This is a genomic window from Pseudomonas sp. 32_A (assembly GCF_017490905.1).
GTDB classification, from domain to species: Bacteria; Pseudomonadota; Gammaproteobacteria; order Pseudomonadales; family Pseudomonadaceae; genus Aquipseudomonas; species Aquipseudomonas inefficax.
Genome location: NZ_JAFGYI010000010.1, coordinates 19,168 through 37,234, shown reverse-complemented (window position 1 = coordinate 37,234; position 18,067 = coordinate 19,168). Strand labels below are relative to the sequence as shown.

General features: G+C 58.5%; 25 protein-coding genes and 2 pseudogenes. 20 read left to right on the top strand and 7 right to left on the bottom strand.

The genetic code is table 11. From position 1 onward, the window contains the following. The first annotated feature begins 17 nt into the window (after positions 1-17). The gene (locus J5M58_RS08435) at positions 18-893 is read left to right on the top strand and encodes a LysR substrate-binding domain-containing protein (RefSeq protein ID WP_112251624.1); all 876 of its coding nucleotides are present in this window, start codon (positions 18-20) and stop codon (positions 891-893) included. A 76-nt stretch (positions 894-969) separates the two neighbouring features. Here J5M58_RS08435 and J5M58_RS08430 read toward each other — a convergent pair whose 3' ends face one another. Next, positions 970-2,757, bottom strand: a complete 1,788-nt coding sequence (locus J5M58_RS08430) for a thiamine pyrophosphate-requiring protein (RefSeq protein WP_207877841.1) — start codon at positions 2,755-2,757, stop codon at positions 970-972. 257 nt (positions 2,758-3,014) lie between these two features. Here J5M58_RS08430 and J5M58_RS08425 point away from each other — a divergent pair, with 257 nt between their 5' ends. The 9 genes from J5M58_RS08425 (at position 3,015) to J5M58_RS08385 (ending at position 8,566) form a co-directional block, all read left to right on the top strand. Further along, positions 3,015-3,233, top strand: coding sequence for a hypothetical protein (locus J5M58_RS08425; protein ID WP_112251627.1), 219 nt, complete (start codon positions 3,015-3,017; stop codon positions 3,231-3,233). Positions 3,234-3,251: 18 nt separating this feature from the next. Beyond that, positions 3,252-3,548, top strand: coding sequence for a hypothetical protein (locus J5M58_RS08420; protein WP_207877840.1), 297 nt, complete (start codon positions 3,252-3,254; stop codon positions 3,546-3,548). Continuing rightward, the gene (locus tag J5M58_RS08415; protein ID WP_112251629.1) at positions 3,549-4,262 is read left to right on the top strand and encodes a DUF72 domain-containing protein; all 714 of its coding nucleotides are present in this window, start codon (positions 3,549-3,551) and stop codon (positions 4,260-4,262) included. Between the two features lie 112 nt (positions 4,263-4,374). Further along, a complete protein-coding gene (locus J5M58_RS08410) occupies positions 4,375-4,671 on the top strand; it encodes a DUF6555 family protein (protein WP_112251630.1) in 297 nt (98 codons plus the stop codon). 106 nt (positions 4,672-4,777) lie between these two features. Further along, a complete protein-coding gene (locus J5M58_RS08405) occupies positions 4,778-5,302 on the top strand; it encodes a hypothetical protein (RefSeq protein WP_112251631.1) in 525 nt (174 codons plus the stop codon). Between the two features lie 222 nt (positions 5,303-5,524). Further along, complete coding sequence (locus J5M58_RS08400) at positions 5,525-6,118, top strand: hypothetical protein (RefSeq protein WP_207877839.1); 594 nt, start codon at positions 5,525-5,527, stop codon at positions 6,116-6,118. Continuing rightward, on the top strand, positions 6,118-6,546 hold the full coding sequence (locus J5M58_RS08395; RefSeq protein WP_207877914.1) for a phage holin family protein: 429 nt from the start codon (positions 6,118-6,120) through the stop codon (positions 6,544-6,546). The genes J5M58_RS08400 and J5M58_RS08395 overlap by 1 nt, the downstream gene beginning before the upstream one ends. Continuing rightward, positions 6,543-7,349 (top strand): DUF3618 domain-containing protein, encoded by an 807-nt coding sequence (locus tag J5M58_RS08390; RefSeq protein WP_112251634.1) that lies wholly within the window; start codon positions 6,543-6,545, stop codon positions 7,347-7,349. Before J5M58_RS08395 ends, J5M58_RS08390 begins: the two co-directional genes overlap by 4 nt. Positions 7,350-7,492: 143 nt before the next feature. Then, positions 7,493-8,566 (top strand): M42 family peptidase, encoded by a 1,074-nt coding sequence (locus J5M58_RS08385; protein WP_207877837.1) that lies wholly within the window; start codon positions 7,493-7,495, stop codon positions 8,564-8,566. On the opposite strand, the gene J5M58_RS08380 is transcribed toward J5M58_RS08385, so the two are convergent. Next, positions 8,563-8,979, bottom strand: coding sequence for a low affinity iron permease family protein (locus tag J5M58_RS08380; RefSeq protein WP_112251635.1), 417 nt, complete (start codon positions 8,977-8,979; stop codon positions 8,563-8,565). The genes J5M58_RS08385 and J5M58_RS08380 overlap by 4 nt on opposite strands. Before the next feature lie 159 nt (positions 8,980-9,138). Beyond that, positions 9,139-9,936 carry an SDR family oxidoreductase gene (locus tag J5M58_RS08375; protein ID WP_112251636.1) on the bottom strand — a complete coding sequence of 266 codons (798 nt, stop codon included), beginning with the start codon at positions 9,934-9,936 and terminating at the stop codon, positions 9,139-9,141. A 108-nt stretch (positions 9,937-10,044) separates the two neighbouring features. Between J5M58_RS08375 and J5M58_RS08370 the strand changes: the two genes are divergently transcribed. Then, the gene (locus J5M58_RS08370; protein WP_207877836.1) at positions 10,045-10,998 is read left to right on the top strand and encodes a GlxA family transcriptional regulator; all 954 of its coding nucleotides are present in this window, start codon (positions 10,045-10,047) and stop codon (positions 10,996-10,998) included. A gap of 38 nt (positions 10,999-11,036) precedes the next feature. Here J5M58_RS08370 and J5M58_RS08365 read toward each other — a convergent pair whose 3' ends face one another. Next, positions 11,037-11,414, bottom strand: coding sequence for an NUDIX domain-containing protein (locus J5M58_RS08365; protein ID WP_112251638.1), 378 nt, complete (start codon positions 11,412-11,414; stop codon positions 11,037-11,039). A 66-nt stretch (positions 11,415-11,480) separates the two neighbouring features. Beyond that, positions 11,481-11,801, bottom strand: coding sequence for a hypothetical protein (locus J5M58_RS08360; protein ID WP_112251639.1), 321 nt, complete (start codon positions 11,799-11,801; stop codon positions 11,481-11,483). Between the two features lie 279 nt (positions 11,802-12,080). On the opposite strand from J5M58_RS08360, the gene J5M58_RS08355 reads away from it, so the two are divergent. Both J5M58_RS08355 and arfB read left to right on the top strand, forming a co-directional pair. Further along, entirely contained in the window at positions 12,081-12,503 is a 423-nt protein-coding gene (locus tag J5M58_RS08355; RefSeq protein ID WP_207877835.1) for a hypothetical protein, read from the top strand. A gap of 179 nt (positions 12,504-12,682) precedes the next feature. Further along, positions 12,683-13,096: an alternative ribosome rescue aminoacyl-tRNA hydrolase ArfB gene (arfB, locus tag J5M58_RS08350; RefSeq protein ID WP_207877834.1), complete on the top strand. Its 414-nt coding sequence runs from the start codon at positions 12,683-12,685 to the stop codon at positions 13,094-13,096. A 99-nt stretch (positions 13,097-13,195) separates the two neighbouring features. Here arfB and J5M58_RS08345 read toward each other — a convergent pair whose 3' ends face one another. Together J5M58_RS08345 and J5M58_RS28440 are read right to left on the bottom strand one after the other, a co-directional pair. Then, positions 13,196-13,549 carry a DHCW motif cupin fold protein gene (locus tag J5M58_RS08345; protein ID WP_353844714.1) on the bottom strand — a complete coding sequence of 118 codons (354 nt, stop codon included), beginning with the start codon at positions 13,547-13,549 and terminating at the stop codon, positions 13,196-13,198. A gap of 111 nt (positions 13,550-13,660) precedes the next feature. Then, positions 13,661-13,729, bottom strand: a pseudogene (locus J5M58_RS28440) (hypothetical protein); the annotation flags it as partial. Positions 13,730-13,764: 35 nt separating this feature from the next. On the opposite strand from J5M58_RS28440, the pseudogene J5M58_RS27880 reads away from it, so the two are divergent. From J5M58_RS27880 to J5M58_RS08310, 7 genes and pseudogenes are all read left to right on the top strand, one after another. Continuing rightward, positions 13,765-13,845, top strand: a pseudogene (locus J5M58_RS27880) (protease); the annotation flags it as partial. Positions 13,846-13,946: 101 nt separating this feature from the next. Beyond that, entirely contained in the window at positions 13,947-14,447 is a 501-nt protein-coding gene (locus J5M58_RS08335) for a hypothetical protein (protein WP_207877832.1), read from the top strand. Between the two features lie 91 nt (positions 14,448-14,538). Next, positions 14,539-14,907: a hypothetical protein gene (locus tag J5M58_RS08330; RefSeq protein ID WP_207877831.1), complete on the top strand. Its 369-nt coding sequence runs from the start codon at positions 14,539-14,541 to the stop codon at positions 14,905-14,907. A 15-nt stretch (positions 14,908-14,922) separates the two neighbouring features. Then, complete coding sequence (locus tag J5M58_RS08325; RefSeq protein ID WP_207877830.1) at positions 14,923-16,098, top strand: DUF3800 domain-containing protein; 1,176 nt, start codon at positions 14,923-14,925, stop codon at positions 16,096-16,098. A 151-nt stretch (positions 16,099-16,249) separates the two neighbouring features. Then, entirely contained in the window at positions 16,250-16,618 is a 369-nt protein-coding gene (locus J5M58_RS08320; RefSeq protein WP_207877828.1) for a histone-like nucleoid-structuring protein, MvaT/MvaU family, read from the top strand. Positions 16,619-17,133: 515 nt separating this feature from the next. Continuing rightward, positions 17,134-17,301, top strand: a complete 168-nt coding sequence (locus J5M58_RS08315; RefSeq protein WP_207877826.1) for a hypothetical protein — start codon at positions 17,134-17,136, stop codon at positions 17,299-17,301. A gap of 146 nt (positions 17,302-17,447) precedes the next feature. After that, entirely contained in the window at positions 17,448-17,939 is a 492-nt protein-coding gene (locus J5M58_RS08310) for a nucleotidyltransferase family protein (RefSeq protein WP_243432260.1), read from the top strand. Positions 17,940-18,067: the final 128 nt, after the last annotated feature.

Genomic DNA, 18,067 nt, shown 5'->3' with positions numbered 1-18,067 from the left:
ACAAAGGAAAATTGTGAATGATCCGCGAGCTCAAGACCCTGATTGCCGTGGCCCGGGAGGGCACGTTCGCTGCGGCCGGGCTCAAGGTGAACCTGACCCAGGCGGCCGTAAGCGCACAGATGCAGAGGCTGGAAGCCGAACTGGGGTATGAGATCTTTGAACGCAAAGGCCGCAACGCCCAGCTGAACAGGCGCGGGCAGCAGATTCTGGAGCAGGCCCAGGAACTCGTCAGGCTCTACAACAGCCTGGGTTCCAGTGCTCAGGGTGTGGCGCCTACCGTGCAGGTAGAGGTCGGCGCTATCGCGTCGGTACAGAGGTCACTGCTGCCACAAGCACTGGCGCAGTTTCATGGCGCCCGGCCTGAATGTCGTACGCGTATCATTCCTGGCCTGTCGCTGGAGCTGCTGAGTGCGGTAGATGCCCGGGAAATCGACATCGCCGTGATCATCAGGCCGCCGTTCGAATTGCAAAGCGATCTTCACTGGACAACGTTGGCAAGCGAGCCTTACAGGCTGATCGTTCCAGCCGGGCTCGCGGATGCCGAGTGGAGCGAAATGCTTTCGACCCAACCCTTCATTCGCTACGATCGCTCGTCATTTGGTGGGCGCCAGGTCGACCGCTTCCTTCGACAATTTCATTTCAATACCAGAGACGTGTGCGAACTGGACGAACTGGATGCCATCACCGAACTTGTCGGGAAGGGTGTGGGGGTAGCGTTGGTGCCACAAACAGTCAGCCGAGACGCCTGGCCTGCCTCCGTGCGCGCCTATGATCTTGGCGGCCACACGTTTCACCGCGACATTGGCCTGGTTCACCCTGCAAACGTTGCCTTGAGCGTGCAGGTTACGCTCTTGGTCCAGCTGATTGTCGAGGCGGCTGTTCAATGCGACTGACAACCTGAACCGGCGCACCCGGTTCAGGTTTGGCAGGCCAGCGACGGGGCTGGTTGCTGCCAGTGCCGTGCACGCCTCATTTCTTGCCCGGCAATACCGAACCGAGAACTTGCCTGGCCGTCTGCACGATGACCCCAGCCTGGTCCGGGTCGCCCTTGAGCAGGCTGCTGGCGAACTTCTTCGCCTGCTCCAGCTTGATGTGCGGTGGCAAGGGCGGTACGTCTGGATCGGTCTTGAATTCGATCAACACCGGCCGGTCAGCCGCCAGGGCTCGCTCCCAGGCGCCGGCAATGTCTTCTTCGCGCTCCACGTAGATGCCTTGCAAGCCGATGGAGATTGCGAACAGATGATAGGGCACATCAGGGATCGCCTGTGAAGCCTCGAACTTGGGGGCGCCCTCCATTACCCGTTGTTCCCAGGTCACCTGGTTGAGGTCTTCGTTGTTGAACACCGCGCAGATCCACTGAGGGTTTTCCCACAGGCGCCAGTACTTGGCGACGGTGATCAGCTCGGCAAGGTTGTTCATCTGCATCGCCCCGTCACCCACCAAGGCCACCACGCTGCGCTGCGGATGGGCGAACTTGGCGGCGATGGCATAGGGTACCGCCGCGCCCATGCTGGCCAAGCCGCCGGACAATGAGCACTGCATGCCCCGGCGTATCTGCAGGTCGCGGGCAAACCAGTTGGCGCAGGATCCGGAGTCACTGGTGACGATGGCGTGGTCGGGCAGGCGAGGGGAGAGTTCGTGCACCACGCGCTGGGGGTTGATCGGGTCGGCCTTGACCAGGGCGCGTTTCTCCAGGGTCTTGTCCCAGTCTGCGCGCCAGCCTTCGACCTTGTCGCGCCAACGGCGCTCGGTCTTGTGTTCGAGCAATGGCAGCAGTGCCCGCAGCGTTTCGCTGGCGTCGCCGACCAGGTTGACCTCCATGGGGTAGCGCAAGCTGAGCATGTCTGGCTGCAAATCGATCTGCACGCCACGGGCCTGGCCTTCCCCAGGCAGGAACTCGGCGTAGGGGAAGCCGGAGCCGATCATCAGCAAGGTGTCGCATTCGCTCATCAACCGATAACTCGGTTCGGTACCTAGAAGCCCGATGGCGCCGGTGACCCAGGGCAGGTCGTCTGGCACTACGGCCTTGCCCAGCAGCGCCTTGGCCACGCCAGCACCAAGCGTTTCAGCTACCGCGATCACCTGTTCGGTGGCTTGCAGTGCGCCGGCACCGACCAGTATCGCCACTTTTCGTCCAGCGTTGAGTACATCCGCGGCACGTTGCAGGTCCTGCTCGAAAGGCACCACGCGGGGCCTGCTGTAGCCGATGCCGGAATGCACCGTGCCGTGGGCTTTCGGTGGTTCGTGGTAGGGCAGGTCCTGCAGGTCGTTGGGCAGGATGATGGCGGTGACCCGGCGTTCGCCGACGGCGGTACGTACTGCGCGATCGAGCAAGTGGCGCACCTGTTCCGGGGTCGAGGCCTGCTGGACGAAGGCACCTGCAACGTCCTTGAACATCGACAGCAGGTCCAGCTCCTGCTGGTAATGCCCGCCGAGCGCTGCTCGCGCCTGCTGGCCGACGATGGCCAGCACCGGCTGGTGATCCATGCGCGCGTCATACAGGCCGGTAAGCAGATGCGAAGCGCCGGGGCCGGAGGTGGCAATGCACACACCCAATTCGCCGGTGAACTTGGCATGGGCGCTGGCCATGAAGGCCGCCATTTCCTCGTGGCGTGCCTGGATGAACTGGATCTTGCCCTCGGCCCGGCTCAACGCCCCGAATACCCCGTTGATGCCGTCGCCGGGGTAGCCGAAGATGCGCCGCACACCCCATTGATACAAACGCTCCACCAGAAAGTCGCCTACCGTGCTGGTCATTGCCTTCTCCCGTCCTGTGACCGATAGGGGTCTGGACTTGGCGCGGTTCGGGAAAGTTTCAAGTGTGTGCGCACTGGTCTACCGACTGGAAGCGTGCAGGCGAGGGGCATGCACCGCGTTGGATTCTTCGCGGGTAAACCCGCTCCCACAGGTATGTGCTGCAGCGCCGGTCGTCGTCGGTGCTGAACGGCTGCACTCAAGCCAGGATCAATCAAGCTGAGTCGCCCGATTTCACTCAGCCAGCAGGAGTTACAGCGATGTCCAAGTACCTGTACCTGATCAGCTATATCCTCGACAACCAACCCGGCACCTGCGAGCTGCGCAGCGACCAGGAGGACCTGAGCCGCGATGCGGCGCGTGATTACCTGCAAGGCCTGCACCGCAACGAAGCGTCATCGTTTACTGACGTGCAGGTGCAGCGTCTGCAGCACGATCATGAGCCAAACACATCGCCAGGGCATTATCAGCAGCCATGAAAAGGAGAGGGCTGGCAGATGAAAAGAAGAGGTGAAACCTATAGACAATGGTGCGACCCGATCCTGCACCATCAAACCCATGAGGAAACGCTCGGCTCCGGTACCTGCCTGGAAGTGCAGACGCGCTTGTCACGCACTGGCGGCACCCAGTTGTTCATCGGTGTCTATCGCACCGACGGTACGGTGCTGTGCGAACAGATCTACCACCAGTGTGCGGGGGAAACCATGAGGCGGGCGCTGCTGTGGGGCGTGGGATATGCCAGGCGCGTCGCGGGTGAGGGCGAAGCGTTCCGTGGCGAAGCGGCCGGTAGCTGAATGATCTATCTGGGTTGCGCTGGCTGGAGCCTGTCCAGCCGTCATGCCGAGGCATTTGCGCAGCCCGGCAGCCACCTGCAACGCTACGCCACCCGCTTCAACACGGTGGAAATCAACAGTTCGTTCTACCGCCCCCATCGCCCCGAAACCTATGCCCGTTGGGCTGCGTCCGTACCTGAGGATTTCCGTTTTGCGGTGAAGCTGCCCAAGGCCATCAGCCATGAGCAGCGTCTCGCCGGCTGCGAATACGCACTGGATATGTTCCTTGCACAATGCGGGCAGTTGGGCGATCGCCTGGGTTGCCTGTTGATACAGTTGCCGCCATCGCTTGGCCATGACACCGAGCATGCGCGACGTTTCTTCGAAAGCCTGCGCCGACGGTATGCCGGGCCGGTGGCGCTGGAGCCCAGGCACGCCAGCTGGCAAGCGGCGCAGCAGATGCTGGTCGATTTGCGCATCGCCCAGGTTGCGGCGAGCCCTTCGCGCTTCGTTATCGATGCGCAACCGGGAGGTTGGCCAGGGCAGGTCTACTGGCGCCTGCATGGCGAGCCGAGGATCTACCACAGCGAGTACTCCAACGAGTATTTGCAGCGTCTGGCTGAACGCTTGCAGGCCAGCCGTGCCGCTGGAGTACCCACCTGGTGCATTTTCGATAACACCGCCTCCGGAGCGGCGATGGCCAACGCACTGGCTCTGCAGCAGCTTTTGCGCTGAGAAAGTCGTGGATACAAGGCGATGGAAAAGGGCGATGACCAACCGGTCAAAATAAATGAATCTTTTTACAGGTCGCTGGCTCCATTGGTCTGAATCGCTGAAGGAGAGTCCAATGGCTGGGCAGCAGTTGTATGTGATCGAATATGAGCTTCATGGGGAATTTCGCACCTTCATCATCCGGCTCGAGCGTATGGACAACGCCGAAGCCTGGCACTGGGCAAGTTGCGATGCGGGGGTGGGCATCATTCCACGGTTCGGCCAGCACAAGATCAAGAAGGTCAGCCGGCCGATGGCTGAGCGCTACGGCATCAACAATGTGCGTTGGCGGGCATCAGGCGAAGGGCCCGAGTTCGTCGCTCCGCCCATTGATGTAAAGAAGTTCTCGAATAGCGGTACGGGCAATACCTGAAGCATTTGCGCAGAAGGCCTGCCTGCAATTTGTAGGCAGGCCTTTGCTCATGGGTTCGCCTCTCACGTTTCGAGACACGATCATCCTTGCTTTCAGGAGCCAGCACGTGCCGCGAATCATCACTCCAGCCACCCCTGAACACGAGATCAGCGAGCGCAACGCCCGCATGTTCGGCTCGCCAAAAGAGCGCCTTGATTTCTACCGCCGTGAAATCCAGTACGAGACCAGCATCCTTGCCAACCGCACTGACGCCTATCTCGCTGCCCAGTCGTTTCTGGTGATCGCCTTCGTATCGTCGATGGGCAACCTCAACCAGAGCTGGGGCGAGATGTTTACGCTGGTAGTTCCGCCGTTTCTTGCCTTGCTGGGTGTTTTGAGTTCACTCAATGCCTGGCCGGGCATTCGCGCGGCCTACAAGATCATCGAGCACTGGCAATTGAAACAGAGCCACCTTTTGCGCAGCGAGCCACTGATGGGGCTGGCATATGACGAATCGCCACTGTTCAGCGAGGCGGAAACTTCACTGGCCGGGCACCGCAAGTCGCTGTTGTTCTCGCTGCGTACGCCGTGGATATTCCTGGCCTTCTGGATGATTCTCGGCATCTACGCGGTCTTCATCCAGCTGGCGTGAACCGCGCAATCGCACCCCAATCGTTGCCGACCCTGATTACCACCACCCTCAAAGCCTTTGCTCGGGTACCAATACCCCGGGTTGATCGCGCTGTTTCCTTTGGGCCTCCAGGCAAATGTCATAGATCACAAACGCTGAACTCCTGCCGCCTCACCTGCGTCCCTCGAATGAATGCCCAATAAAGACGGCATTCATCCAACAATCAGCTTCGAGGGCGAAACGATGGACAAGACCGATCAAAGCTCGACCTCTCCACCCGGTAGCACCCAGGAAAAAGCCTTTATCGATGACGCCGGTGCGCTGCTTGGCGAGGCCAGGCACAAAGGCAGTGAGCAGTTCGAGCACTATCGCGATAACGCAGCCGATCAACTTGATTCGCTCGAGGAGGGTGCGCGCTCGGCGGCTGCTGCGCTGCAAGGCAACGATAGTCTCGGGCTGTCGCAGTACCTGACCCAGGCAGCAGAGTGTGTGGCCGAGTTTGCCGAGCAGGTACGCCATCAAAGCGCCGAGAGCCTGCTGCAGCGCAGTGCACAGTTGGCCAAGAACAACCCGGCGCTATTTCTGGCCGGCAGCGTCGCCATCGGGTTTGCAGTGTCGCGGTTCATGCGAGCCAGCACCAGCCATGAATCCGCCACCCCTGCGTCTGCGTCTTCTGGTGATTGGAGCCAGCCCCACCCGGCGCAGCCAGTACCTGACCGTGGTAGCGACGTATCCCCCCGCGAACCTTACACCCCCGTCGACCCGATCGGGCCTGGTGCAGGCACACCGGTCAGTGGCAGCCCGTTCGAGCGCGACCCACTCAAAGGAGGTGAATGATGAACAAAGACACCTTGCATACCACCCCGAGCCTGCATGCAACGGAAGACGACGCCGTCGGTGTTGGCGGTTTGTTGCGCCAGCTGATGCGTGAAGTACCGGACCTGTTCACCAAAGAGCTGGCGCTGGCCAAGGCAGAGCTGCAGCAGAACCTCGCCACCCTCAAGGCCGGCACGGCTGCGGTTGCGGCGGGAGCGATCGTGATGCTGGCAGGCTTCGTCATTCTGCTGCTGGCGGCCGTCTACGCCCTGGCGATGGTGGTCGAGCCGTGGCTGGCAGCCTTGATCGTGGGCGCGGTCACCTTGGTGATCGGGTTCATCATGTTGCAGTCGGGCAAGAAACAGTTCGAACCCACGCATCTTGCCCCTGACCGCACCTTGCATGCCATGCAGCAGGACAAGGACACGCTGAAGAGGAAACTGCCATGACCACTTCCTTCGAACATGAAGCGCATAAAGACCCTGACTTGCTCGAGCAGGAAATCAACGCCAAGCGCGAGCACATCAGTGATCTGGTGGACGCCCTCGAACAGCGCCTGAGCCCGGGCCAGATGGTCGACCGGGTCCTGGCCTACGCCAAGGGCAATGGCGGCGAGTTCTTCCAGAACCTGGGCACCACCCTCAGGAACAACCCTGTACCCGCTACCCTGACGGTACTGGGCCTGGCATGGCTGGGCCTGAACCAGAACCGCCCCTTCAACCCAGGGCCTGCGCACCATGGGCCGGGGTTGGGCGAAAAGCTCGGCGACGCGGTGGACACGGTGAAAGGCGCTTTCACGCAGGCGGGGGAGGCAGTGCATGACGCCAGCCAGAAGGTGCGCATGAAAGCCCATGACATGCGCGATCGGGCCAGCGAACTTGGCAGCGGCGCGCGCGACTCCATGGGGGCTTCCGCGGACACCCTGCGCCATTCGGCACACAAGGCTACCGATCAGGCCGCGGCATTGAAGGGCCAGTTCGATCACCTGCTTCAGGAGCAACCTCTGGTATTGGCTGCTTTGGGAATAGCACTGGGTGCGGCATTGGGGGCGGCGCTACCCGGTACCCGCAAGGAAGACCAGCTGATGGGCGCCAGCAGTGATCGTTTGACCGACACGCTCAAGGCCAAGGGCCGCGAGGTGAAGGCGTCGGTCGAAGAGTCGTTCGATCAGGCGGGTGGCAAGGCGTCGACCCAGGCAGAGCGCAGGCCTGGAGACTCCGATCTTTCCTCAGGGTTGGGCTTCAATTCCTGATCCTGCGGGATGTGCGTTGCCAGCCTGTTCTGCCTGGGCAGCGGGCTGGCGGCTATCCGCGAGCTCCTCCAGCCCACTTGATAATGAACGCGTGGCAAGTGGGCCGGTCAACCGCTTGCAACTTTAAACAGGGAGGTTCTGCCTTGAAGATCGACGCGTTGTTGACCGAACTCCTCAATGCCCGCGGGCCAGGTGGGCAAGAGGATGAGGTGCGCACCATTTGCCTGCGAGAGCTCGCCAACTTCTGTGATGACACGCACATCGATTCTGCCGGCAACGTGGTAGGGGTCATTCGCGCCGGGCTTGCATGCAATCCGCAGGCAGCCATACGTGTAATGGCCCACCTCGATGAGATCGCGATGATCGTCAAGAATGTCCACGACAACGGCACACTGGAGGTGCTTGCCCTCGGGGGAGCGCAACCGATCAGCTTTGGTGTCTGCCCTGTCGACATCCTGGGCGATGAGCAGATCCTGCCTGGCGTGCTGTCGTATGGCTCGATGCACAGTAGCAGTCGGACTGCCAACGGAAGAGACGTGCTGACCGGAAACGTCCAGTGGAAGGATGTGCATGTAGTCACACGCAAGACCAAGCAGGAACTGCAGGCATTGGGGGTTCGACCAGGTACGCGGGTCGTGCTCAGCCAGCACTGGCGTCGGCCATTCAAAGTGCAGGACTGTGTTGCCGCTCATTTTCTCGATGACCGTGCTCCCATCAGCGCTGTCATCCTCTGTGCGAAGCTGCTGGGTGAGAGGCGAGCGGCGCTGAAGCAGGATGTGTGGTTCGTGCTCACCACACTGGAGGAAGAATCCAATGCCGGTGCCATGTACGCCGCGTCCCGGTTGCCCGGCGACACCACTATTGCCGTCGAGGTCGGCCCGGTGCTCGAAGAGTATGGTACGCAGCTGTCGGCCGACCCGATCATCAATACCGGTGACCAGAAGGGCTACTACAGCCGCACCGTGGTACAAGGCCTGATCGCCGCTGGCCGCAGGGCAGGGTACAAGCCGCAGGCGGCTTTGCTCGTCGACTTTGCGTCGGATGCGAGTGCGGTATTGAGCGCCGGGATCGATGCCCGGGCAGGTTGCATTGCGATCCCGACAGAGAACACTCATGGCTTTGAGATGGTACTCCTGGATGGCATTTCAGCCTGTGCGGAAACCTTGGCCGAATTCCTGGTGAGCTCCCAGGATGAACACGACCTTATAGGCCGCTAGCGCTGCAAATTGTCCCGAGCGGCATCGTCTGCCTGTCGCTCGCGAGGGGGCTGTGGAGGCGTTTCGCAGTGTCTGCCCATCGCCTGATACTCTTTGCGAAGTTGATGGATCTCCCGGTTGTCGAGTGATTCGAGGCCTAGTACCGATTGCTCCGCTGATTTTGTAGCGCGGATCAGTTCGTCGAGCTTCACATGGATGATGTCGTTGTCCCGGTTCTGGGTGTTCTGAATCAGAAAAACCATCAGGAAAGTGATGATGGTCGTCGACGTGTTGACGATCAGTTGCCAGGTATCGTTGTAGTGAAACCAGGGCCCGGAGGCAGCCCACATGCTGATAAGCACCACGGCGATCAGGAAGGTACTTGGTTTACCGGCGTGCTTGGCGAGCCATTGACAGAAAAGCGCGAATTTCATGGTGTTATCTCCACTGTGTCTAGGATTCTGACCACAGGGGAGTGCTGAAATCTTTTTACATTTTCGTTTGGTCGACGGGGCACACGCTGATAATCGGATAGCTGTCGCCCTGGTTGAAAGGCCGACAGCTTCACCCGGCGCTGGCGTCAGCAATCGTGATCAATTGGCATTGTAACGCGGGGCCAGCTGATTACTGGACAGCTGGCCGAACAGGGCTTGGCGGCTGGCCTCGTAGCGTTCGAAGGACTGCAGGTCATGCATCGAAGGGATGGAGATCAGCACCTCGTCGTCAAAGTCCTGCAGGGCACCGTCCACCAGATCCTGGGCCGACATCACGATCCCTGGATCGAGGTTTTCGACCGGCAAGCCGCCAATCTGCCAGAAGTCGGTGGCGGTCGCCCCTGGCAGCACGGCCTGGATCCTGATGCCTTTTTCCGCAAGCTCCTTGTGCAGGGACTGGGTAAAGGCGGTGACATAGGCCTTGCTGCCACCGTACACACCGTTGAGCAACTCCGGCGCCAGGCTGACGATGGACGAGATGTTGATCAGGGCACCTTGCTTGCGCGCGACAAATCCCGGGATGGCCGCGTAGGTAAGGCGGGTGAGGGCGGTTATGTTGAGAGTGATCATTTCAGCCATGCGCTCGACATCACTTTCCAGCAGGCTGGTGTGAGTGCCTATGCCCGCGTTGTTCACCAGCAGGCTGATGCTGGCGTCTTCGCGCAATTTGCGCTCTACCTTGAGCAGATCATCAGTGTTTGCCAGGTCTGCTGGAAACACCTCCACGTTCTGCCGGGTTTCGGTGGTCAGCCGGCTGGCCAGGGTGTTGAGGCGGTCCCGGTTGCGGGCGACCAGCACCAGGTCGTAACCCCGACGTGCCAAGCGTTCTGCGTAGATCGAACCGATGCCGGTGGAGGCGCCAGTGATGAGGGCAGTGCCTTTGAATTGCTGCTTCATGGTCAAGCTCCGTGGTTTGGTTGTGGAGCCCATGATGCAGAAGGTCGTGCTTGTCTTAAACGACACATATGGTACGTTTTCAGGACATCCAATGGTGGAGCTTCAACCATGCACCGGGTCGGCTATCTCATAACCGAAGGTTTCCAGATCATGTCGCTGGCAACGCAGGCCGTGTTCGAGTTCGCGAACATTGTCGCTGGCGAAACGGTTTACAAGATCCAGAATTTTTCCGTCGGGGGCGGCACGGTGCGTTCCTCCCTGGGCATGTACATGGACACCCTGCCGTTGGGTGCTCCTGGTCTGGCTGACACTTGGATGATCACCGGCACCTTGACCCCGCTGACTCCGCCTGGCGATGAAGTGCTGGCCAGCGTTCGAGGCTTTGTCGACGGCGCCCGCCGCATCGCAGGCCTGTGTACCGGCTGTTTCGTGCTAGCCCAGGCCGGCGTGCTGGATAACCGGCGGGCTACGACGCACTGGGCCTACGCGAAAAAGCTGCGTGAGCTGCACCCGAAGATCGAAGTGGAAGAAGACCGAATCTTCATTGTCGATGGGCAGATCTGGACGTCCGCCGGCATGACCGCTGCCCTGGACATGGCGCTGGGTATGGTTGAAAGAGACCTGGGCACCGAGATGGCCAGGTCAGTGGCACGAAAGCTGGTGATGCATCAGCGCCGCTCCGGCGGGCAATCGCAGCATTCCGAGCTGCTGGCGCTTTCGCCGAAGTCTGATCGTATTCAGAGCGCCCTGGATTATGCACGCAAGCATTTGAGCCGTCCCTTGAGTGTCGAGGAACTTGCAGAGTCCGTGCATCTGAGCCCACGACAATTTACCCGCGTATTCACTTCAGAGACAGGTCAGTCGCCCGCCAAGGCTGTGGAGAGCCTGCGTCTCGAGGCGGCCCGCTTGATGATCGAGCAGAGCCGTCACAGCCTGGATGTGGTGGCGAAGGAAGCCGGGTTCAGGGACCGTCGGCATATGCGGGAGGTGTTCATTCGTGGTTTTGGCGTTCCGCCTCAAGCGGTGCGAAGAGATGCCCGGCGGGTGGTATCGGCTGAATGACAATGGCCGACTCATGTGTGCTGTTTGTCGGCAATTCACTACACGGGGAGCAGGTGCTCTCGTTCAAGCAGCTCGATGTTGGACGGCTTTACATGCACTTCGTGTAGTTCAGGAGCCGTAAACCAGCGGCATTCCACGATCTCATGGTCTGCAGCAGGTTCTGTCCCGGTTTCGACAGGCAGCTGATAGAGGTAGTGCTCCTCACCTGCGAGCACGTAGTGATTGAGGAATCGAGCACCTTCGAAGGGCAGGCAAGTTTCCTCCATCAGCTCGCGCTGCGCTGCATCCAGGTGATGCTCGCCTGGGTCGATTTTTCCGCCTGGCAGCGACCATTCAGCGCTTTGCTTGCGCACGAAAAGGATGCGTCCTGCCTGTAGGCAAATGACAGTCGCATGCCGTTCTCTGGAGTTGTTCATGATAAGCCTGCTGTACGATAGAGGTGGCATCAGGGTAGAACTCACCCTGATGCCCGCTGCCGATGATCAGCGATCTTTATCCCACTGCTTGTCATCTGCCTGGTTTTGCTGGCCGCCCATGCGGTCTTTGTCTGTCAGGTTCTGGTTCTGCTTTTCAGTCGTACGTTGGCCGCCCTGGCTGCCTTGGCTGCCTGTGTCACGGGAACGTTCCCAGTCCTTGTTCATCTTGTCCTCAGGTTTCTGGCCGGACTGGCTGCCACCTTGCTGCTGACCGGGCACCCGACCGCCCGAACCTTGGCCGCCTTGCTGGCCAGCTCCGGCAGTGTTGTTACCCATGCCGCTATCAGCATTACCTTGGTTGCCACCCTTGTCTTGATTGTTAGCCATGATCGCTTACCTCAGGTCAGACACAGAAAGGTCTGTGTGTAGTGTTATGACCAAGGCCTGTTCACGCGATATGCACGAAATATCTGGAAAGCTGACTAAACGCATTAATTTCGAGGGTACGAAATATTGGTGTCCAGGCAGGATGTGCCTGACGGGAAGCGCACAGTGCTGAATGGTACTGCTCCCATTACCGACAACCTTCAATCTCGAACCGCTCGTGATACTCGATTGTCGGGGTTATCCTGAATAGTGAGGCCAGGAGCCTTTCGGGAACTACCCATGCGCCAGATGACACTGTTGTTCGCGATCGCTGCATTTGCCGGTTGTCAGGCGCCAATGCCTACTGCAAACCCACAAATGGCTTGGGTCGATCTCTCGATGCCATTCCCGAATGACCGTGTGCTGTTGGCCGAGCGCCTGGATAAACAACGCCTGCGCGACGGTCGCTTCTTCGAGGTCAGCCCCGGCAGCCATGAATTGGTCGTCAGGTTCGACTACGAAGTAAATGGAGGTGGTGGCATCAGCCTGATGGGGGGCACTACGGTAAGGCAATGCTACCTGACCATTGACTATGAGGATTTCAAGGCTGGGCAGCGCTACTTACTCGAGGCCCGCTCCATGGCCATGACGCCAGAGGCGCGGCTCTATGATGCGAAGGGAGAGATTGTGGCGCAGGTTGCGGAGTTCTATTGCCTGATGTGATGGCGCTGCCGTCGCCCGTGTCATTGCAAATGGGAGCAGCGCTATATGTGGCAGATATCGAGGCTACCGGCAATGGCGGAGTAGGGTGCCTCGCTCAGAGTGGTTGAGTTCAACCGTATTTTGTTCTGTGGCGAGCGGCGAAGGCTGTGATAATGGAGGGGAATCACAAGGGCCATGCCATGCTGACCATCTCTGATAACGTCCATCTGCCAGACGCCGACATCGAACTGACATACATCCGCGCGCAAGGCGCAGGTGGGCAGAATGTCAACAAGGTGTCCAGCGCCGTGCACCTGCGCTTCGACATTCCCGCCTCGTCGCTGCCCGAGTTTTACAAAGAGCGGCTGCTGGCGCTGCGTGACAGTCGCATCACCGGCGACGGCGTGTTGATCATCAAGGCACAACAATACCGCACCCAGGAGCAGAACCGCGCTGACGCACTGGCGCGTCTTGCCGAGTTGATCATCAATGCCGGCAAGACCGAGAAGAAACGCCGCCCCACCAAGCCGACCCTCGGCTCGAAGACCCGCCGCCTCGAAGGAAAAGCCAGGCGCAGCACTGTCAAGGCGGGTCGGGGCAAGGTGGAGTTCTAGGCTCTCCGCTTCATTGATCAGGCTTGTACCGCGCCGAACCCGCCAGTGGGCAGAGGGTGGCCGCCATCCCCGCAAAGATGAAGCCCTGGCTTTTCTGGATCAGTCCACGATAAAGAGTTTGGCACCGACGAGGGTAGAAGACCTGTGTGCCTCCGCGTTGTCGGCTACTTGATAGCTCATGCCAGGCCGCAGCGTGAAGGTGCGGCCGTCATCCAGCTCTGTATCCAATTCGCCTTCCATGCAGAGCAGAATATGGCCCTTGTGGCACCAGTGATCGGCCAGGTAGCCAGGCGTGTACTCAACCATGCGAACCCGTATACCCCCGAAATGACAAGTCCGCCAGTACGCGGTGCCGGCCTCTCCGGGATGAGCAATAGTTTCAACGGTCGACCAGTCGGTTGTACCAAAAAAATTGGCTACATCCCTGGCGTAGTCGGCATGTTGTTGCGAGATAGAGCAAACAACGACCTGGACTGGTGATAGCCACGCAGGAAGTTTTCCATAGTGATGCTCTAGCAATATGCCTGTAAAGCGCTCAAGCGATCCGAATAGCGCGCGGTGCAGCATCACTGGACGTTTACGTTGACCGCCTTCATCAACATACTCAATGCCAAAGCGTTCTGGGAGATTCATATCAACCTGCAGCGTGCCACACTACCAATCTCGACGTGCAGAATTCCGACACCATCCGCCTGATTCCCGGCGCGCAAAAGCTGGTGAAGAGCCATGACGCGGCTGGTAAGCCGCTTGAACGACATCAGTGACTCCAGGATGACCTTGTCCGGATCTAGCCACGCGTTGTCGATGCCTGCCTTGATCATCGAGTATTCACCGCGGGCTTGTTGACCGAATGAAGCTCCATCCGACGACCGAAGAGGCGAGGGTAGTGCTTGCTGCAACTCGGTTGCAGCTTGCTGAGCAGTTGGCCGAGATCAAGGATTCGCCGTTCTTGGCTGCCTACAAACCCGATCAGGTTAGACGGCTGCTTAAGGGGGACTGGAGGATCGGCTGGTCATGGGCGGAGGAAGCGGCCAGGGCAGGCTTCAATGAGAAATACTTCCGGAATGTCTACTCGCATTTTTGCGATTACGCACACTGCTCCTACATCAGCTCGTTGCAAATGGAGCAGGCGAACACTCTCGCGGCGCATCGGATGCTTGGTGTAGCTCCTCTGCAAACCTGCGTCCATGTAATCGCTCGGGCAATAGCGTTCTATCAAGAGCTCTTCCCGGGCAGCCAGGCGACAGTGGGCGCTGCAGCTGAAAAGGCTAGGAAGGTAGCTTACTACTGGAGCTTTACGGGTTCTGACATCGATCACCTTTTTGAGGACTCCTCGCAGAGCGAGGAGTGATAAACCTTGATCAGTCCAACACGGAATTGGGGTGATGGCATTTAGCCTTGTAGCGAGATAAGCTCGGGCTTTAGATTATTCAAGGAAGACTATGAACAGGTTCATTGCTGTCATTGGGATGTGCTTCTTGCTCGGTGCATGCGCCACGTCCCACTACACCGCTGGGCGCGACTTCCCATCAGCAAGTGTGGCGAGCATCACCAAAGGAAAGACCACGACGACTGAGCTAAAGGCGCTTTTTGGAGAGCCTTACGCGAAAAGTGCCGTGAGCGAGACCGATGAGAAATGGGTGTACACGTATACGAATGCCTCTGCCCATGCTCAGAGCTATGTGGTGACCATGAAGGTGACCACCACTGGCACGCAGAAGACCCTAGATGTCCTGATCCGTGATGATGTGGTCATCAATTACACCTTCAGTGAAGGCCCCGCACCAGGTAGCAGCACAGCCACCTATTGATGAGGAGGCACCTGATTGGACAAAACATATGCCTATGTTGATGAGTCGGGAAATTCTGACTTAGACACATCCAAGGTTGGGAGCTCTGGCTTCTTCGTGGTTTGCTCCATCCTTGTGGCTGAGAAAGACCTGCAGGACGCTTACCAGCGTGCCGAGGAGCTTCGTCGGCAGCACTTCCAGACAGGTGAAATCAAGTCTAGTAAGGTGCGTGCGAAGGATGCTGAGCGCCGTATTCGCATTTTAACCGACCTGGCAGAGCTTCCGATGAAGCTCTATTTCGTCGTCGTGGACAAGGAGCGTATCTACAAGGATGGGGGGCTGCAATTCAAGACCTCGTTCGTAAAGCATATCAACGGATTGCTCTATGGCCGGCTCTTCAGGAACTGCCGCAATCTGCAGATGACCGTGGATGAGCATGGCGGAGTTGAGTTCCAGGAGAGCCTGAAGGCCTACGTCGAGGATCGCTACGTCGGTGATCTCTTCGGGGACGATCACGCGTTCCAGACGAAATCCAGCAAGGATGATGTCCTGATTCAGGTCGCTGATTTCTTTGCGGGATCCGTGGCCCAGATCTATGAGCAGAAGGCTGTCGGCGATATTGCCGAGGTCTACAAAAAGATCCTCCGCGAGCAGACCCTCGGCCTACTCGAATGGCCACCCAAGTTCAATTCGCTGCTTGCTCCATCGATGGATGACTCCAGCTACGCGGACTATCAGGTGCATCAGGAAGCTCTGCGGCAGGCAGACCTATTCATCGAGAAAGCCGGCCAGTACCCGGACGAGGACGAGCGTCTGCAGCTCAGCATTCTGGATTATCTCAGATTCCAGAGTGAGTTCGTGACCAAGGACTACATCCCAATCGCCGACATCCTCGCTCATTTGGGGGAGAGGGGCTTTGGCGATCTCTCTAAGCAGCGGGTGAGGTCGAGTGGCGTTGCAAAGCTACGAGACGCTGATGTCATCATCACGAGCACGTCCAAAGGATACAAAATTCCCCAAACGAGAGCTGACATCAATGACTTCTTGGAGATGGCATCTGGTGTAGTTGTGCCATTGCTTGAGCGTGTCAAAAAGGCCCGGGAGGTTTACAAGCTCAGTAGTCGTGGTGAGTACGACATCATCAAGGTGTCCAGGCTCATGGATCTGGAGAAGCTCCTATCCTCCCTTGAAACTCTCGCCCCAGACAGATGATTGAAAAGGCCAGGCATAATTGCCTGGTCTCGAGAAGTTTTAAACCTAGTTAAATCGAACGACGATCCAGCACCAACGTCCTATTAAAGGACATCGCTCGCGGGATGCTTTAGGATGTTCCGCCTGTTTCCCTTCAGTTTGAGGATCGAATATGTCTCGTCTGGCAGAATTTCGTCAGCTTGAACAGCAACTCGCCGCACAACTTGCAGAGCTGGAATCGCTGAAAGGTAGCTCCGAACTGCAGAAAGAAATCGAATTTGAAACCAAGCTTCGTGACCTGCTAAGCAAGTATGGCTATAGCTTGCGCGACATTATCAACATCCTGGATCCCCAAGCTAGCCGTCGCGCCGCCTCTCCTGCTGTTGCAGAGAAAGCCCCACGTCGTGCCCGCCAAGTAAAGCAGTACAAGAATCCGCACAACGGCGAAATCATCGAGACCAAGGGCGGCAATCACAAGCTGCTCAAGGAATGGAAAGCCGAGTACGGCTCTGATGTGGTGGAAGACTGGCTCGCCCAGTAACACGCTTCACCGATGGTTTGCTAAAGCCCCCTCACGGGGGCTTTTTCTTTGGTGATGCTGTCAGGTAGTTCATCTGGGCGAGCTATCGCCACCCACAGCGAAAACGTACCTCGTACCAGCGACTGATCTGTGATCATCGGAGACGCATTTCGTCCGCAGTACCTATGCAGCCAGGCATTTTCCGAATACTGTATGCCCATACAGTAATAGAGAATACCGCCATGACAGGCACCAATCTGCCCGTAATGTCGATCCAAGAGTGGCGGCAGCTGCTCAACGACACCGAGGCTCTGCTCCTCGCACCTAAGAAACATCACAGGGAGCTTCTGCATCACGCATATGCGCTACGTGATACGCACGCCGTAGACTCAGCAACCTTGGCCGATATGTTGGAGCTCGCGGACGAAGCATTGATGTACGCCCACTCAGTCCAAGCGGATCAGCAGTGGTAGGCTAAACACACGCCTTGGTAGCATGGCGTCATGTCAGGATAGCCATGGCGAAAAGGTGAGTTCGTGAAACGAGATCTGAGCAAGGTGCTCATGCCTGACTACCCCCTGTATACGGAGGCCGTGGAAGCCCTGACGCTGTACCATCAGGCCCAGGCTCAAGGGGTGGTTGGAGCCGAGCTGGAGCGCCTCAGGCTGTTGGCTGAGCATCGCTTTCAGGCCGTCACCGACTAGCAGCTCCGAGCCCTCGGCCCCACAGAGAAAGGCCATTAGCAACCGGCCTTCCGAGATCGGTCACCAACATGCAAGGTGCAAAAGTTGCGCTCTGCTACCTAAAAACTCATCACTGACACCAGCTGTTTAACCATCAGGCGAACAAGATGACTCGTGGTACTCGGGCAGCCCCAGAAAAAGTGCCGGCTCGGGCCTTTGATCACAAGATGGTTCGCCAACGCCCTGCATTTCTGAATCAGGAAACGCTTGATAGCGTTGCTCGCGAGCATCAGCTTCATCTGCAGAAGCTGAGTGAAGAGATTCAGCTGAAGGCGCGCTCGAAGGCCAGTAAATTCGATGAGCCTAGCGATGCGATCCGTGGCAAAGAAGGAGCCATAAAGCGCTTGGTCGAATCCTATGGCTTCGTATCTCCCCAGCTATTCGGCTCGACCGTGAGGGGTGATGATCATGAAGGTAGCGACCTCGACATACTCGCCACCATTCCCTCCGGTAGAGCGGGCCCAATCTCGCTGTTCGACATAGCCAGCCTTGAAGATGAACTCCAGGCACTGATCGGCGTACCGGTGGATTTCAACATCGCCAATAACATGCCTGCGCATTTTCGGCATGGGATCGAAGGCGAGCTGGTCGAGCTCTAGCCAGGCGTTGCTCTGGAGAACATGCCGGCGATTATTCTGGCGTCCAGCAGGGCGTGGTGAGGCAGTTCTTCCCCATCGCTCATGGCGGCCAGGGTCGTGGCATCAGTGTGAAAGTTTCTTACGTTCTT

Coding starts and splice junctions, on each gene's coding strand:
- J5M58_RS08335 (WP_207877832.1), top strand. CDS start 13,947: ATGAAGCTCCATCCGACGACCGAAGAGGCGAGGGTAGTGCTTGCTGCA.
- J5M58_RS08360 (WP_112251639.1), bottom strand. CDS start 11,801: ATGGCTAACAATCAAGACAAGGGTGGCAACCAAGGTAATGCTGATAGC.
- J5M58_RS08380 (WP_112251635.1), bottom strand. CDS start 8,979: ATGAAATTCGCGCTTTTCTGTCAATGGCTCGCCAAGCACGCCGGTAAA.
- J5M58_RS08365 (WP_112251638.1), bottom strand. CDS start 11,414: ATGAACAACTCCAGAGAACGGCATGCGACTGTCATTTGCCTACAGGCA.
- J5M58_RS08355 (WP_207877835.1), top strand. CDS start 12,081: ATGCGCCAGATGACACTGTTGTTCGCGATCGCTGCATTTGCCGGTTGT.
- J5M58_RS08310 (WP_243432260.1), top strand. CDS start 17,448: ATGACTCGTGGTACTCGGGCAGCCCCAGAAAAAGTGCCGGCTCGGGCC.
- J5M58_RS08370 (WP_207877836.1), top strand. CDS start 10,045: ATGCACCGGGTCGGCTATCTCATAACCGAAGGTTTCCAGATCATGTCG.
- J5M58_RS08410 (WP_112251630.1), top strand. CDS start 4,375: ATGGCTGGGCAGCAGTTGTATGTGATCGAATATGAGCTTCATGGGGAA.
- J5M58_RS08400 (WP_207877839.1), top strand. CDS start 5,525: ATGGACAAGACCGATCAAAGCTCGACCTCTCCACCCGGTAGCACCCAG.
- J5M58_RS08435 (WP_112251624.1), top strand. CDS start 18: ATGATCCGCGAGCTCAAGACCCTGATTGCCGTGGCCCGGGAGGGCACG.
- J5M58_RS08330 (WP_207877831.1), top strand. CDS start 14,539: ATGAACAGGTTCATTGCTGTCATTGGGATGTGCTTCTTGCTCGGTGCA.
- arfB (WP_207877834.1), top strand. CDS start 12,683: ATGCTGACCATCTCTGATAACGTCCATCTGCCAGACGCCGACATCGAA.
- J5M58_RS08425 (WP_112251627.1), top strand. CDS start 3,015: ATGTCCAAGTACCTGTACCTGATCAGCTATATCCTCGACAACCAACCC.
- J5M58_RS08320 (WP_207877828.1), top strand. CDS start 16,250: ATGTCTCGTCTGGCAGAATTTCGTCAGCTTGAACAGCAACTCGCCGCA.
- J5M58_RS08375 (WP_112251636.1), bottom strand. CDS start 9,936: ATGAAGCAGCAATTCAAAGGCACTGCCCTCATCACTGGCGCCTCCACC.
- J5M58_RS08390 (WP_112251634.1), top strand. CDS start 6,543: ATGACCACTTCCTTCGAACATGAAGCGCATAAAGACCCTGACTTGCTC.
- J5M58_RS08395 (WP_207877914.1), top strand. CDS start 6,118: ATGAACAAAGACACCTTGCATACCACCCCGAGCCTGCATGCAACGGAA.
- J5M58_RS08415 (WP_112251629.1), top strand. CDS start 3,549: ATGATCTATCTGGGTTGCGCTGGCTGGAGCCTGTCCAGCCGTCATGCC.
- J5M58_RS08430 (WP_207877841.1), bottom strand. CDS start 2,757: ATGACCAGCACGGTAGGCGACTTTCTGGTGGAGCGTTTGTATCAATGG.
- J5M58_RS08420 (WP_207877840.1), top strand. CDS start 3,252: ATGAAAAGAAGAGGTGAAACCTATAGACAATGGTGCGACCCGATCCTG.